The 13527-nt window shown below is 67.2% G+C and carries 14 protein-coding genes; 3 read left to right on the forward strand and 11 right to left on the reverse strand.

What is annotated here, in order from left to right:
• The first annotated feature begins 24 nt into the window (after window positions 1-24).
• Genes AB0P17_RS15870 through AB0P17_RS15880 form a run of 3 tightly spaced genes read left to right on the forward strand, consistent with a single transcriptional unit; the run spans window position 25 to window position 7704 of the window.
• The gene (locus AB0P17_RS15870) at window positions 25-5571 is read left to right on the forward strand and encodes a hypothetical protein (RefSeq protein ID WP_365811291.1); all 5547 of its coding nucleotides are present in this window, start codon (window positions 25-27) and stop codon (window positions 5569-5571) included.
• A 58-nt stretch (window positions 5572-5629) separates the two neighbouring features.
• Window positions 5630-7297 (forward strand): hypothetical protein, encoded by a 1668-nt coding sequence (locus AB0P17_RS15875; protein ID WP_365811293.1) that lies wholly within the window; start codon window positions 5630-5632, stop codon window positions 7295-7297.
• 41 nt (window positions 7298-7338) lie between these two features.
• Window positions 7339-7704: a hypothetical protein gene (locus AB0P17_RS15880; RefSeq protein WP_365811294.1), complete on the forward strand. Its 366-nt coding sequence runs from the start codon at window positions 7339-7341 to the stop codon at window positions 7702-7704.
• Between the two features lie 683 nt (window positions 7705-8387).
• On the opposite strand, the gene AB0P17_RS15885 is transcribed toward AB0P17_RS15880, so the two are convergent.
• From AB0P17_RS15885 to AB0P17_RS15935, 11 genes are all read right to left on the reverse strand, one after another.
• Entirely contained in the window at window positions 8388-8933 is a 546-nt protein-coding gene (locus tag AB0P17_RS15885; RefSeq protein WP_365811296.1) for a hypothetical protein, read from the reverse strand.
• Entirely contained in the window at window positions 8893-9300 is a 408-nt protein-coding gene (locus tag AB0P17_RS15890) for a hypothetical protein (RefSeq protein WP_365811298.1), read from the reverse strand. Before AB0P17_RS15890 ends, AB0P17_RS15885 begins: the two co-directional genes overlap by 41 nt.
• Window positions 9301-9497: 197 nt before the next feature.
• Window positions 9498-9836, reverse strand: coding sequence for a hypothetical protein (locus AB0P17_RS15895; RefSeq protein ID WP_365811299.1), 339 nt, complete (start codon window positions 9834-9836; stop codon window positions 9498-9500).
• A 90-nt stretch (window positions 9837-9926) separates the two neighbouring features.
• Entirely contained in the window at window positions 9927-10352 is a 426-nt protein-coding gene (locus AB0P17_RS15900) for a hypothetical protein (RefSeq protein ID WP_365811301.1), read from the reverse strand.
• Complete coding sequence (locus AB0P17_RS15905; protein WP_365811303.1) at window positions 10349-10723, reverse strand: hypothetical protein; 375 nt, start codon at window positions 10721-10723, stop codon at window positions 10349-10351. The genes AB0P17_RS15900 and AB0P17_RS15905 overlap by 4 nt, the downstream gene beginning before the upstream one ends.
• Before the next feature lie 419 nt (window positions 10724-11142).
• On the reverse strand, window positions 11143-11853 hold the full coding sequence (locus AB0P17_RS15910; RefSeq protein WP_365811304.1) for a hypothetical protein: 711 nt from the start codon (window positions 11851-11853) through the stop codon (window positions 11143-11145).
• A complete protein-coding gene (locus AB0P17_RS15915) occupies window positions 11850-12035 on the reverse strand; it encodes a hypothetical protein (protein WP_365811306.1) in 186 nt (61 codons plus the stop codon). Before AB0P17_RS15915 ends, AB0P17_RS15910 begins: the two co-directional genes overlap by 4 nt.
• 2 nt (window positions 12036-12037) lie before the next feature.
• A complete protein-coding gene (locus tag AB0P17_RS15920; protein WP_365811308.1) occupies window positions 12038-12268 on the reverse strand; it encodes a hypothetical protein in 231 nt (76 codons plus the stop codon).
• The gene (locus AB0P17_RS15925; RefSeq protein ID WP_365811309.1) at window positions 12261-12563 is read right to left on the reverse strand and encodes a hypothetical protein; all 303 of its coding nucleotides are present in this window, start codon (window positions 12561-12563) and stop codon (window positions 12261-12263) included. Before AB0P17_RS15925 ends, AB0P17_RS15920 begins: the two co-directional genes overlap by 8 nt.
• Entirely contained in the window at window positions 12560-13027 is a 468-nt protein-coding gene (locus tag AB0P17_RS15930) for a hypothetical protein (protein ID WP_365811311.1), read from the reverse strand. Before AB0P17_RS15930 ends, AB0P17_RS15925 begins: the two co-directional genes overlap by 4 nt.
• 50 nt (window positions 13028-13077) lie before the next feature.
• The gene (locus AB0P17_RS15935) at window positions 13078-13368 is read right to left on the reverse strand and encodes a hypothetical protein (protein WP_365811313.1); all 291 of its coding nucleotides are present in this window, start codon (window positions 13366-13368) and stop codon (window positions 13078-13080) included.
• Between the last annotated feature and the right edge of the window lie 159 nt (window positions 13369-13527).

Here is a 13527-nt window from a genome sequence, read left to right on the forward strand (position 1 = left end):
GTGTTCATAGGGGCTTGATTAGTGGTGAAGAAGGCACACGGGCTGCGAAGGTACTTCTACGAGTACGTCTACTACAAGGCGGTCGAGCAGGCCCGGGAGCAGACCGGACAGGTCATTCCGATCTCCCAGGCCAAGGCGATCCGCGCCCGGGTCGACGAGATCCTCGGCCGACAGGGCACCGCGCTGGCCGACCCCCGGCTGGGTGTCACCCACTGCCTCACCACCATCGACCAGGCATTCGGTGAGCGGGTGGCCGACTACGAGCCGCAGTTCGGTGACCATTCCCCGCGGAACGAGCGCTACCAGCAGTCGCAACGGGAGTTCACCCGTGTCACCGGTGTCGGTGCCCAGGCGGACCCGAAGTCGGCCCGGCTGCCGATCAGCCCCTACGACCCCCACTGGTCCGAGCGCGCGACGGTGAAGCGCGCCGGGACTGCGCTGGTGTACCTGCCGGACGAGACGATCGGGCGCGTGGCCGGCGGTGAGGTGGAGACCCTGGCCGCCCCGCGGCGCGGAAACATGGTGCTCTGGCGCATCGACGACGATGGCAGGCCGTTCGAGGCGGGCCGCGCGATGACGAGCGACGACGCCGCCGGACTCACCGCGCTGATGGACAAGATGAGCCAGCGGGAATACGACCAGGTCCGCGAATGGGTCATCGACGGCGGCAGGACCCCGCAGACGAACCACGTCGACCGCAACCGTTTCATGTCCCAGCGCGCCGTGGCGCGTTCGGCGGCACTGCTCGAAGAGCTGAAAGCTCAGGGTGTGTCCTACGAGGTGATGCGCGACCGCGAGCCGGGCCAGATCAAGGCGAGAATCGCCGGGACCGGCATGGAGATCCGCCTCATCGACACGCGTCAGGAGGAGTACGCCGGGGCCCGGATCTACGACAACGGCATCGTGCTGCGCTACTCGACGAACTACCGGGTCCCCGGCAGCATGGCGGTCTACTCCCCCTCGCCGGGGGAAGCTGTCCAGCTACTGCGCTTCGCCCAGGGCCATCGCGTCGAGCGCACGGATCTGCCGGGGCACGCCGTCGGCGGGACCGGCACGACGCACCAGGAGCGCGGCCGCGACCGCACGGTGGTGGATGTGCCCGACAGCTACCACGTCGACCGCGAGTCGATGTTCGTGGTCGGCGACTACACGGTCCCCGGCGAGTCCGGCCCCCGGTCCGGGGCGAAGGTGATGCTGCGCCGGGACGCGAAGAACCGCTCGCTGCCGGCCTTCTTCATCGACGCCGAGCCAGCCGAGGCCTATGCGAAGTCCGCCGTCGAGAGTGCTCGGGCGAACCTGCAGGCAGCCCTTGGCGTCGAGTACCTCATTGCTCGTGCCGGGGACGAGCTGGAGCGAACCGGCGGACAGCTGGATGCGATCGAGCCGCCGGAGTACTCGGCTGACGCCGAGATCGCTGCGATTCAGCGCTCGTACTGGGATGTGCTCACCGGCGCGAACAGCGACCTGCTGCGCCCGGGCGCGACCGAAGAGATGTACCAGGAACGTCTGGAGAAGATCGGCGAGCTGCAGCCTGGGGAGGCGCCCGACATGGGCAACCTCGCCTACGGCGGCACCGCCGTCGAGAAGGTCCGACAGCACGCCGAAGACGTCCCCTACGAACTCATCGGAACCTGGGAGGCGCAGCCTCACGAAATCGACGGCGAATGGGTCGATCAGCGCTTCAACCCGGACCGGGTGGCGCGATACATGACCAGCCCCACCGGGCAGTGGTCGAACATCGACAACCTTGCCTCGGCGCTTCGTCGCTGCGGGGTCTCCCCCGACGAGGTGATGGGCTCTACCTTCCAGACGACCCGGTTCAAGGACCGGCTCGTCCGCTTCAACGCCGAGCGCTCCGTACCGATCGCCGATCACGAGTCTGCGTTCATGCGGCGCGTCGGGGTCACCGTGCGTGACAGCATCGAGCGCAACGCGGCGACGGTCTCGGAGATCCTGATCGACGAACAGGGCGTCATCCGCTGGAGCGGCGAGAAGCTGCGCCGTGACGGCAAGGGGAGCCCGATCTCGGGTGAGATCGGGCAGGTCTTCGATGTCGGTGAGTACGGCGAGGTCATCACCGCCTTCGCCAGCAGGAGCAACGCCCTGGTCGTGCCGGGCTACGAAGCCACGATCACGGCCCAGGCTCCGGGCGAGGCTCCGACCTCGGTCGAGGAGCGTACGCGCCTGCGCGGCTACGAGCAGCTGATGCACGAGCGTATCCAATACCAGATGGCCGGCGATCTCATCGCCGGGCGAAGCGAGACCGGCGAGCCCTCCTCACTCAACGCGGTCTACTCACAGCTGTACGGCACGAAGCACTCGATCGACTTCATCGTGCGCGGCACTTCGTACCAGTTCGACGAGGACACCGGCGAGGTCCACGGACGCGTCGGCGAGTGGACGGCCGCGATCCTGCAGACCGAGGCGCGCCGTGTGCGCTACTCCAACGAGATCAAGGCAGGCTCGACGATCTACGCCGAGTACCGGGCCCAGCGCGACCGAACCGACCCGGCTGACGACAACCGCTTCGACGCCTGGCGGCTCACCGGCGGACGGAACATGACGGTGCTCACCGGCAAGGACCGGAACAACGTCGCCGCGCCCCGCGGCTACTTCGACCCGGTGATGACCGGGGGCGCGACCAACCAGGGCATCGTGCGGTACCTGACGGCTCAGGCCCGGGTCGACGCCGACGGCCGGATCATTCCGGGCGACGAGAGCGTGGCCGGACAGCGCGCGCCGCTCATGGCTCTCCCCGAGCTCGAGACGCTCCGGTACGACCCATTCGACCGCCAGCAGATGACGGCCTCGACGATCATGCAGTCCTCCGAGGTCACCGCGCCGGCGAAGACGGCCCTGATGACCTTCGGCGGTTGGACGGCCGACGATCCGATCGTGGTGTCGAAGGGGTTCGCCGAGCGCCACCGCATCCGCGGGGCCGGCGGCCAGGAGCGCGATCTCGTCGTAGGCGACAAGATCTCGGATCTGCACGGCAACAAGGGCGTGATCTCGCTGATCGTCGACCGGGACATGCCGCTGCAGGACGCGCAGGAGCAGGATGTAGTCCAAGAGGTCAACTGGTTCCGGGTCAACCCGGGCCTGGACGTGGTGATGAGCCCGTTCAGCCTGATCTCCCGGCGCAACGCGGGCTCGGCACGCGAGCTGATGAGCGGAAACGTCTCCGACCTGCGCTCCCCCAACGGGGGACTGCGGCCGAGTGCCCTGGGCGAGATGCGCTTCGTGGTCACCCATATGGCTGTCGACGAGAAGACGAAGATCTACGACGACCAGCAGGTGCGTGCCGGAAAGGGCCGTAAGGCCTCCTCCCAGCTGGCCTGGGCGCTCCAGTCTCAGGACTGCCCGGCGATCATGCACGAGTTCTACGGCCACAACAGCGGGGCCGAATCGAACCTGCGCGAGTACCTGCTGGTGACCGGCATGGACATGGAGGCTGACGGCACACTGCGGGTGATCGGCCAGGCCGAAGGCCTCGACGAGCGCCCCGAGCGCCGGTTCATCCCGATGCCCGGGCTGCTGCGCACTCAGCCGCGCAAGGCGGGCCAGCTCCCGGGACTCAACACCACGGCGATGCGCAAATCCTTCGGCGCCCTCATCGGCGACCGCGGCGGCGACATGGAGATTCCGTTCCCGCTCACATATCCGACCGGGGAACAGACCGAGACGGTGAGCGCGGGCTCGTGGAAACTGCCGGTGATGTCCTCGCATCTGCGCAGCGGTCAGGAGTTCGAGGACGGGTCCTCCGTCACGCACGACCACACCCGTAGCTACCAGGATGTCTTCGTCGAGGCCTGCCGATACCGCTACATGGCCGAGCAACTCGCCGGACAGGGCCTGTCCGCGGAGAAGCGCACCGAGGTGCGCCACGGTATGAGTGGGTCGGTCTCGCGCGCTCAGCGCGCCTTCGAGGCGATCACGACCGACGTGCAGAACCGGGTGCTGACAGGCAAGAACAACATCTTCAAGACCGGGCTGATGGCCTCGCGGCTCACCGACTCGGCAACGATGGTGTGGACCTCAGACCCACGGCTGGACGTCGACCAGGTCGCGCTCAGCTCGGTCAAGGCCGAGCAGCTGGGTCTGGCCGAGGGCGACCACGCGCTGGTGTGGCGTGACCCGGTGCTCCGCGACGCCGGCGTGCGCTACATGCGGGTAGCGATCGACGACCGGCTCACCGGTGCCGCGATCAACCCGGTGATGGACGCCTGCTTCGACGGCGACTTCGACGGCGACGCCGTCGCCGTGGTGAAGCTGCACAGCGAAGCCGCCAAGGCCGAGGCCCTGGCGAAGCTCTCGGTGCCGGCCAACCTGCTGGACACCGGAGTGGTCAAGGGCGACGGCTCCCACCCGTTGGCCATGCAGGTGTCGCTGGACACCCAGGTCGCGCTCTCCAAGGACGCCGGGCTGGCGGAGGAGTTGGAGAGTTCGCGGAGCGAGTCGAACCGGATCAGGCTGCAGGCGCTCACGGGCGCAGAGCGGCCGGAGGACATCAAGCTCGCCCAGCAGGTCGTGACGGAGGAGCTGAGCGGGCTGTACCGCCAGGCGCAGCGTGGCGAGTTCGGTGCGGCACTGACCTTCTCGGATCGCGAGGCGCACCTGCAGAGCGTGCGCGAGGTCTGCGTCGAGACCGGCGCCAAGGGGAGCGAGAAGAAGCTCACCGACTACGCCCGCAACCTGGGCGATGCGCACGGCACACCCGGCATCACGCAGGCTGACCAGGAAGCCTCGATGTTCGCCACAGCGATCAAGGCCCACGGCACCGGCCTGGGAGGCTCGTTCAGTCAGCGGGCCGTACGCGCGCTACGCGGCGAGAACCTCAAGGCCGTCCTGGAGGTCACCTACCCGGTGACCCAGTCGATCCTGCAGGCCAAGCACGACGCCGCCGAGGCCCGGCACAAGTACGCGATGCTCCAGGGCCCCGGCCGCGATCTCTGGAGGGGCCGCAGCATCGAGCACGTCGGCCCGGGCCAGTGGCGCACGCCACTCCTTGACGGTGAGCCCGTCCAGGCCACGGCTGAGGAGTGGGAGAAGCAGTTCATTGAGTTCTACGAGTCCAAGGAGGGCTTCGGAGTCACGGTCAACCCGGAATATGTGGCCCGCGTGGCCAGTGCGCTGAAGGACCCCAAGACCGGCCTCATCCGCAACCTGGAAGAAGACCCTTCCCTGCGGGGCACCGTGATGGACCGTATGGCCTACGGCGGCGCCTTCCCCGATCTGGTCGAGGCTGCCAGAAACCGCGAGAACGTCTACGACGGCGAGAAGAACGAGCAGTTCGCGTCCTCGGGGACTCGGAAGGCTCGGGCGGAGATATCCCGGCAACTCGACCAGCTGGGCTCCACCGAGACGCACAGCCTGGACAACACCGTGATCACGGTCGATGGCTCGCTGGTCAAGCCCGACGTGATCTCACAGGACGCGGAGACCTCCCGCACCCGCGGCTCGCATCGCCGCTCTGCGCATGCCGTGCGCATGGGCACGGCGCGTCGGGTGTACACGCCGAGCATCGAGATCGATCAGCCGCAGGGCGACGACGACTACGGGATGGGGTACTGAGGTGGCACAGCACAAGGAACTGGGAACGGGCCCCGCGGGCCGTCGGCGCGCGGCCAAGGTGCTTCCGGTCGGCGACGACCGGTCTCAGGCCGAGGGGTCGGAAGGCACCGCGCATGCCGACTGGAACTCGCGCTCGGACGAGCCGATCGACGCTGAAGTGATCGACGAGCCGGGCCCGGAAGACGCGGACGATGCGCGCGTCTGGCGCGATCGGCTACGGGACCGTACTCGCAGGTTCTTCGGTAGGAAGACCCGGGAACGGGTGGCCGACCGTGAGCGCGTGCACCGGATCGTCGTCGACCGAGCCGATGCTGAGAGCGAGGGCCTGGATCAGCGCGAGCAACTGCTCAAGCTCCGGGCGGAGACTCGGCTGGCCGGCGAGAAGTACATGGCCGCGCTGCGGGACTCGAAGTTGCTGGTGCCCGGCTTCAACGACGAGGAGCGGACGCAGGATCTCGGCGTCATGCATCACGTCTACATGCAGATGATGATGCAGTCGTGTCTCAAGCCGCTCTCGCGCGGCGTGAATGCCAACTCGGTCATCCAGGCGGTCGGCATGGTGATGACGATGCGGATACTCGCCCCGGACTTCAGGAAGGAGATGGACAGCTACCTCCAGCCTCTCAAGGACACGATCCAGGAGCGCATCGACACCCGGACCCGCGGCATGATCGCCTCGGCCGAGAGCGGCATCGCACACCGGCAGAGGATCTTCAAGGACGTGCCGAGCGACGCCCGGCGCAAGCGCCTGGTCGGCAGCACGGATCCGCGTGACCACCTGACGGCGAAGTGGCGCAAACGCTTCGACGCCATGCGGCACCGTGAGCGCGGCGAGCGGGAGATGTTCACTCCAGACTCGGCAGCCATGACCGAGGTCGCCCTCATGGAGAACGCCTTCTGGAAGATGCGTGAGCCCGGCGCGGACGCCGGGCTGATCCGCGACAGCTACTGGGCGATGCGCAAGCGGCTGCACCAGCAGATGAGTGAAGACGGCCTGGATCGCCAGGAGATCGTCCAGTGCGCGCGACGGATCATCGGTGAGCGGATGGAATACGAGCCCGAGCTGCGCACGATGTTCAACGGCGTGGCCCACGGGCGAATCGTCAAGGCACCCGCGCACGAGGAGCGGATCGCGGGCTCGGACCGTGTTCGCACGGTTTGGAGCGGGGAGTTTGACGACCAGCTGGGCCGGCCTCTGCCCGCAGAGGGGATGTTCACGCTGCGCCGGCCCATGGACGCGGACGCCCACCAGGTCCAGCTCGCCGAGACGATGAAGACCTCCCTGCTCGACGCGATGGCCCGCGGCGACCAAGAGGGCTACGGGGGCAACATGCTCGGCTACCTGGTCGGCTTTGCTGCGCAGAAACAGGGGCTGGACACCAGCGGGCTGCCCGACATGCTCCAGCGGCGCCTGGACCAGTCCGAGGTGATGATCGCGAGCATGGACATCGACGGCCTGCCGCCCGAGGATCAACAGCGGGTCTACTCCAACGCGTACGTCGACGCGATGGAGGCAGTGAAGGAGAAGTACCCGGATCTTGAGGCCGAGCTGAAGCGGAGCCTCGGAGAGAACTGGCAGCACACGCTGCAGGCCGCGGTCGACGACCCGGGTTCCTTCTTCGAGGAGCAGCGGCGCAAGCCCCGGTCGCACCCTGCGGGTCCGTCGGCCGAGCAGCAGGCCGGCCCGCAGGATGAAGCCGATTCCGAGGCCTACCAGCCTGCCTGAGGGCGATTCGAAAGCACGAACAAGGAGCAGGAGGAGAGGTCATGAGCCAGGAACAGAATGAGGATCAGCAGGTCAGGTTCGGATCCCGTTTCGCCCGGATGTTCGGCTATGTCACGCCGGAGGACCGGAGCCGATGGGAGCAGCAGCGGGCGCAGAACAAGCCGCACGTCAACGCGATCAAGCACGGCGTGAAGTCGTCACTGAGCTCGATGATGGAGTTCGGGGAGCGCAACATCGGCGCGAAACTCGACGCAGCCCACCGCGTGGCGGCGCAGCATCGGTTCGAGGAGTCTCACAACAAGGTCGTGAACCAGCGCCGTGATCCGGACACACGAAGCATCATCGAGTCGGTCGACTACGAGCCCAGAGACGACCGAGAGGAGATCGAACCAGACCTGGAGCTCTAGTCAAATGAGTTGTAATAGACATCGCGAGTGCACTTGATAAGATTGACCATTCCTATCGACTCATGACTATCTTCGGTAGTGGTTTCTAAGCGAAACAGCTGCTTGAACTACGACAGGGCAGGGTGTAGGTACGGAGGCGACGAATCCACGTGTCAGCAAGCGCAAGTTCATCTCGCGGGTCGCGACTCGGAGCGAGCTGCCGATCCGAGTGGTGAACAAGGTGTACGAGTCGTTGCTCGGCGAACTCACGGGGGGCTGTCAGCTGCGGAGAGGCGGTCGTGCTCACGAGCTTCGGCCGCTTCTACCGACAGGACCACAAGGGCCACAAGGTGCGCTTCGGCAAGAGCAGGGTGGACGACTACCTGGTTCCGAAGTTCTCCGCATCGAGCAGCTTCAACCGCCGGCTGGGGGGGCGACGACGCTGGCATCCCATCGGAGACCCACGGGGCGATCGAGGATGCCGGCGAGTTCAAGAACGTCACGGAGAACCGTGGGCTGCGGGCCGCGTCGTAGACAACGAGGAACGAGGAGAAAAAGGACCCCCCATGATGCCGTGCATCATGGGGGGGTTCTCTTCATGGCGGGACGAGTGCAGTTGCGAGGCTCGGCCGTGGCCTTTTACGAAGACCGGCACGAGCACGATGGCCAGGACGATGAACACGCCGGTCTCTGCGAGGTGCGGGTCACCCGAGCTGGAAGTCCGGTTCGTTCGTGGATGGTGTGCCGAAACTTCCGTTCGAGCGGTGCCGGGGTCGGGGGTCCCTCGCGATCGGCTCGCGCTGCGCAGCCAGCTCGGCGAAAGTGAAGCCCACTGGGCGGCCCAGACGCTGGCCGGCCATGTAGTAGGCCTGCCCATTCGCGCGTTCTCCCAGAGCGATGATCTCGCGGGTGACGGGCTCGCCCGGACGCTGGGGCGAGCGCTCCCGCCAGACGATCCGGTGCGAAGGCTTTGCGCCCGGATCTGCGCCGACGTATGTGGTCTCGCAATCGGAGAGGTCGGGATAGCTCGGCATGTATTCCAGCGGATGCGTACTCGGTGCGCCCTGCTTGATCCGGCCCAGCTGATTGAGAGCCACCCGCATGAGCCGGTCTTCCGGTCCACGGGGGTGCATCACCGCGGCGTCATGGAGCGCCTGGAGGTCCTGCTTGAGACCGGCCGTCGGCAGGAAACGGATGGGAGGCCGATGCTCACTCATCACGATTCTCCCGCTGGGCAGCACGATGCTCATCCGCCCACTGCTGACCGAGCGGGCCGAGGCTCTCGGCGAGCTCTTCGACGGTCATGCCCGCCTCGCCGCTGGTATCGGACTCCTGGATGCGGCGGGAGAGCTCGGCCTGGAAGGCACCCTCAGCGCGGACGTGGGCCGTGTGGTCGTACTTCATGAGGCGCACGAACGCGGCGAAGGGGATGATCACGGCCTCGGGCCTGTTGTTGTCCCCGAAGATCAGCGGCGTGATCTCGCCGCGGCGATAGAGGTTCAGCATCGTGGCGAGGTCCTCACGCCTGAGCTGGTTGGTCGGGACGACATTGACGGAGAACCTGGGGAGCTCGGCGTCGGGAGTGCCGTTGTCGTGAGAGTTGCTGTTGTGAGTCATAGCTTCAGCCTAATCAGTCGGGAATAGCTTGTCATCGACTCACATACGACTTTGTTCGCCGAGTCGATAAGGCCATCGAATGGTCGATCGCTCCGCCTCTGAGAGGCGGAGGGGTTAGGAGAAAGAAGAGACCCGTGCCCCAGTCCCGCACGGTGCGGAGCCGGGGCACGGGCCCTGATAGATGGACGGTCGCGACTTCAGAAGTTCCCCTCGTCGACCTGCAGGCGAGCGCCACAGGGCCACCACTCGATCACGGTCGTCCAGGCCAGGAGGACGTCGTAGGCGTCACGAATGTGGGCGTTGAACAGCTCGCGCTTGACGACGTGGTCGGGGCGCCTGTCCCCCTGGCCACGCATCAGCAGCAGGGAATCGTCAGCCCACTCCCCCAGGTGCAGACCCAGCCAGCGCCGGGTCGCAGCGCGGACGCCGTACCCCCGGTCGTCACGCTCGGGCCGGCCAGAGCAGAAGATGACCTGGTGGCCAGCGTCGCGCAGCGTGTTCACCGTGTCGATGACCGGCGGGTTGGCAGTGGTCATGCAGCGCCTCCAGCGTGGTGGGGCTGGCGAGTGAGTGAGACGACGGCCTGTTCGGGCCGATGTTCGGCAGTCGAGCCGGAATGCTCGCGCTCAGGACATCCAGATGAATCGGACTATCCGCGGATACGACGAGCGCCGCGTGCCGTCCCGCTCGTCGACTCGCTGACCGATGTAGTCGGTGAGCGAGATCTTCTGACCGGCGATGGTGAGCGACGGCCGGGAGAGGTGGTCGGTGCAGACCCAGCGCACGCGCGGCGCTCGTGCGATCGGCTCTTTGCCGCAGTGGGCGTAGCCGCACACAGGGCGTGGGTAGCCGAGCGAGAAGCCGGAGACGACGCCGTAGAGGCAGATGGAGCACCGGCTGTCGCGCTGGCACTGGATGCTGCCGCACGCGAGGCACTTCGCTGGCGGGTGGTCGTTGCCAGCGGCCCCGCAGTAGCGGCACTGCTGCCACGCGTAGGTGCGGTGCTCGATGCCCCACCGACCCTTCATGAGCTCGGAGAGTTCGGCGTTCATGACATCGGCTCCTTCGGCATCTTGAGGCCGAAGCGCTCCCAGCGGGGATCAGGGCCAGCTGGTGAGAGGGCAACGGGGAACAGGGCGTCCTTGCTGCCGACGCGGATCTTGCGCTCCTCGCCAGCCTCCTCGAACACGTACGGGTTGATCTTGACGCCCTTCGGGCACGCTGGTCGCACCTCGCGGGCGATGGTGATCCAGCCGTATCGGTAGTCGGCTACGTACCAGCGCTCGCGGATCTCGGGCATGCCGTCGGCCCAGTAGTCCCCGGAGTACGTCTCGTCGTCCTCGACGTCGTAGCGGCGGCCGGTGCGGACAACGTCGGACACGCACAGGTCGCGGCCCTTGTCGAGGTACCAGATTCCGGCCATGTCGATCACTCCGTTCCGATGTCGGCGAGTTCGGGGGTCCAGCAGTAGCCGTCGGCGATGACGGCCCGGGGCCGGCGTGGCGTCCCGATGGTCGTGAGTGCGTTCATGACTGGTGTGTCCCTCCTTGTCGAGGCTGGTGCTTCAGTCGGCCTGCGGTGGAGAGCCGGGGAACTTGCGCACGACAGAGACCAGGAGTGGCACGAGGGTGTCGAACGGGTCCGCTGCGTGCTGTGTTCCGTGCGGGGAGGCGAGGGCGACAGGGGTCCTTCGGCAAGGTTCCGGACTCGCAGCACTTGGGGCACGCCCAGGTCCAGCCGACGACGGGAGCGTGGACGATCTGGCCGCCCTGGACAATCCAGTCGGAGCGGCCGGCCAGGGTCTGATCGTCGGCATCGAACAGCTCGTCGGGCACGCCGTTTTCAGGCATCGGTGGGCTCACCTCCGCTGGCCATGGGCCCCGGCAGCGCCGGGGCATCGAATGGCGGGGCTTCGATGGAGGGCTCGGCGCCCGTCAGCCGGACGACCTCCAGGACGTGGGCCTCGATGTCGGCGCGGGCCTGGGCAACGACCTGCTCGCCAGCTTCCACCAGCGAGTCGACGGCGAACTGGGCGTTGCTGCCCACATGGGCGACGGCGTTCTCGAGCGCGCCGAGCGCTTCCTTGGTGGCCCTCACGCCCTTCTTCGCATGGATCGCTTCGCGCAGCGCCACCGTGGCCTTCTTGACGCGGGCGTACATCCGGTCGGTGACCTCCCGGACCTCCCGCAGGTTCTCGGCGGTGCGGGGCTGATGTGGGATCTCGGGCACGAGGGCGTCTCGCTCAGTACCCCGGATGGTGACCGGCACGCCACTGCCGAGCCCCATGGAGGACACGAGCGAGCCCCACTGCGCGAGGCTCATCTCGATCTCCACGAGCTTCCTGCCCGGATGGACCCCGTCGTGGTTGAGGTCCCGCTTGCGTACGGCCGCGCGGACGGAAAGCGAGACGGTCTCGGTGTGGAGCAGGTCTGACTGGAACAGCGAACGCCCTCCTCCGCTTCGTCGCGTTACAACCGCGACACCGAAGGCGGGGTGGATCTCACCACCGTGCTCCGCGTCGATCGCTGGTTCCTGGGCCGGACGGCGGCTCATGCCGGCATCACCTCAGACGCCTCGATGCGCTGGGTCTGGTGCCCTCGGTAGAGCCTCAGGCCCAGCACGATGCGGTAGCTGGTAAAGATGCCGCCCATGCCGACGCCCCAGAAGGACGAGTCACGCAGCGGACGCAGGGGGGCGCGCGGTCGTGCGGGCTTGAGGTCGATTCGCTCGGTCATACTCACTCCTCGGTGGTGTATTCGATGACGATGGCGTCGTCACGGACGTGAAAGCGGAGAGCATCTCCGGGGATCGGCTCTGTACTGGCAAGCTCGTGCGTCCCCCGGTAAGCGTTGGCGGCTGCGGCCCACGCTTTGCTGATCCCTTCCGCTGCGGCGCCCCAAGGTTCGGGGGCGGGGACGATCCAGCGGTACCCACTGTGAGTGACCGTCTCGAACGTGTAGTCAGCCACGGGACACCGCTGCCTCGGACGGGGGTTCACCCATCACGTCAATGTGGGTGAGGCAGATGCCGCCCGGGTAGCCCTCGACGGACACCACGGGGTCGCCGTGGCCGAGCGTCCAGGCAGGAGTACGCGTGACGGTCATCAGGACACGGCACAGGTCCGCGTCGGCCTCTTCCAGGAATCGACCGTCCGCCTGCCGTTTCCGGACCGCGGCCGCGAGCGGGTCCTCCGGGCGGACACCGGGATATGCGACCACCGGCGTGCCGATCGGGTACAGGGCATTCCACTGCTCGGCGGTCACCAGTTACTCTCCTCGTTGTCGGCTGGCGGCCGGTGCGGGATGTCGACACCTTCGCCCAGGGCCGGCTTGTTGTAGGAGCCGAGGACTGCCTGCCACTTGCGCCGGAAGCGGGCGGCCTGGACGAGCGACCACGCAGTGGTCACGATCTGCGCGCACACCAGGCCCGTCATCGGCGACGGTGTCTCGCCTGCGGCCACGAGCCAGATGCCGGTCACGACCAGCGCTCCAGCCACGCCGCTCAGGAAGGCTTGGGCGAGCAGCTGGAGAAGCGGGAAGCGCGTCACGACGGTGCCTCTCCCGTCACCGGGACATCGCTGCGCGAAGACCGCATCCTCGATGAAGCGCACGCCAGCAACGGCGACGCTCGTCGCCTCGCGGATCTCTTCGGCCTTACCGTCAATGCCGCCCAGCGCTACACGGCCACAGTCGACCATGTCAGCTTTACCGAACACCATCGACGGCAAGGACAGTCCACCGACTCGTGAGTCCGGTGCAGGGCACGCCTGCCTCGGGCTCAGAACTCGCCGAGAATGCGCAGGCTGACGTGCCACTGGTGGGGGCTGGCCTGGTGCTCGGCGGTGGCGGTCGCCTGGCGGAGGTCGTCCTCGTAGCTGTGGTTGATCCACGCCAGGACACGCAATTCCGCCTCGGCCGGGCTGGAGGCATCGATCGCGAACAGGGTCGTGGCGGAGGGCCACCCTTCGTCCGGCCGCTCGAAGACCGTGTCGCTGATGCGCTGAGCGTGCCAGGCGGTCTCCGGGTCGACGGGAACGGGCGGCAGGGTCACGGGGTACGTGGTGGGCATCCAACTCTCCTTCGGGGTCACGCAGATGGGGGTGGTGTCCCGGGCTGGGCCCGGGAAGTACGGGCTAGTACTCCAGTGCGGTTTCGTGATCTATCCAGCGGGTTCGTCGGTGGACCGTCGTCGGTAGTGGCTGCGTCGGGCTGTTGCCTGGTGGCGTCT

This window comes from Streptomyces sp. NPDC088124, from assembly GCF_040685895.1.
In the GTDB taxonomy this organism is placed as follows: domain Bacteria; phylum Actinomycetota; class Actinomycetes; order Streptomycetales; family Streptomycetaceae; genus Streptomyces.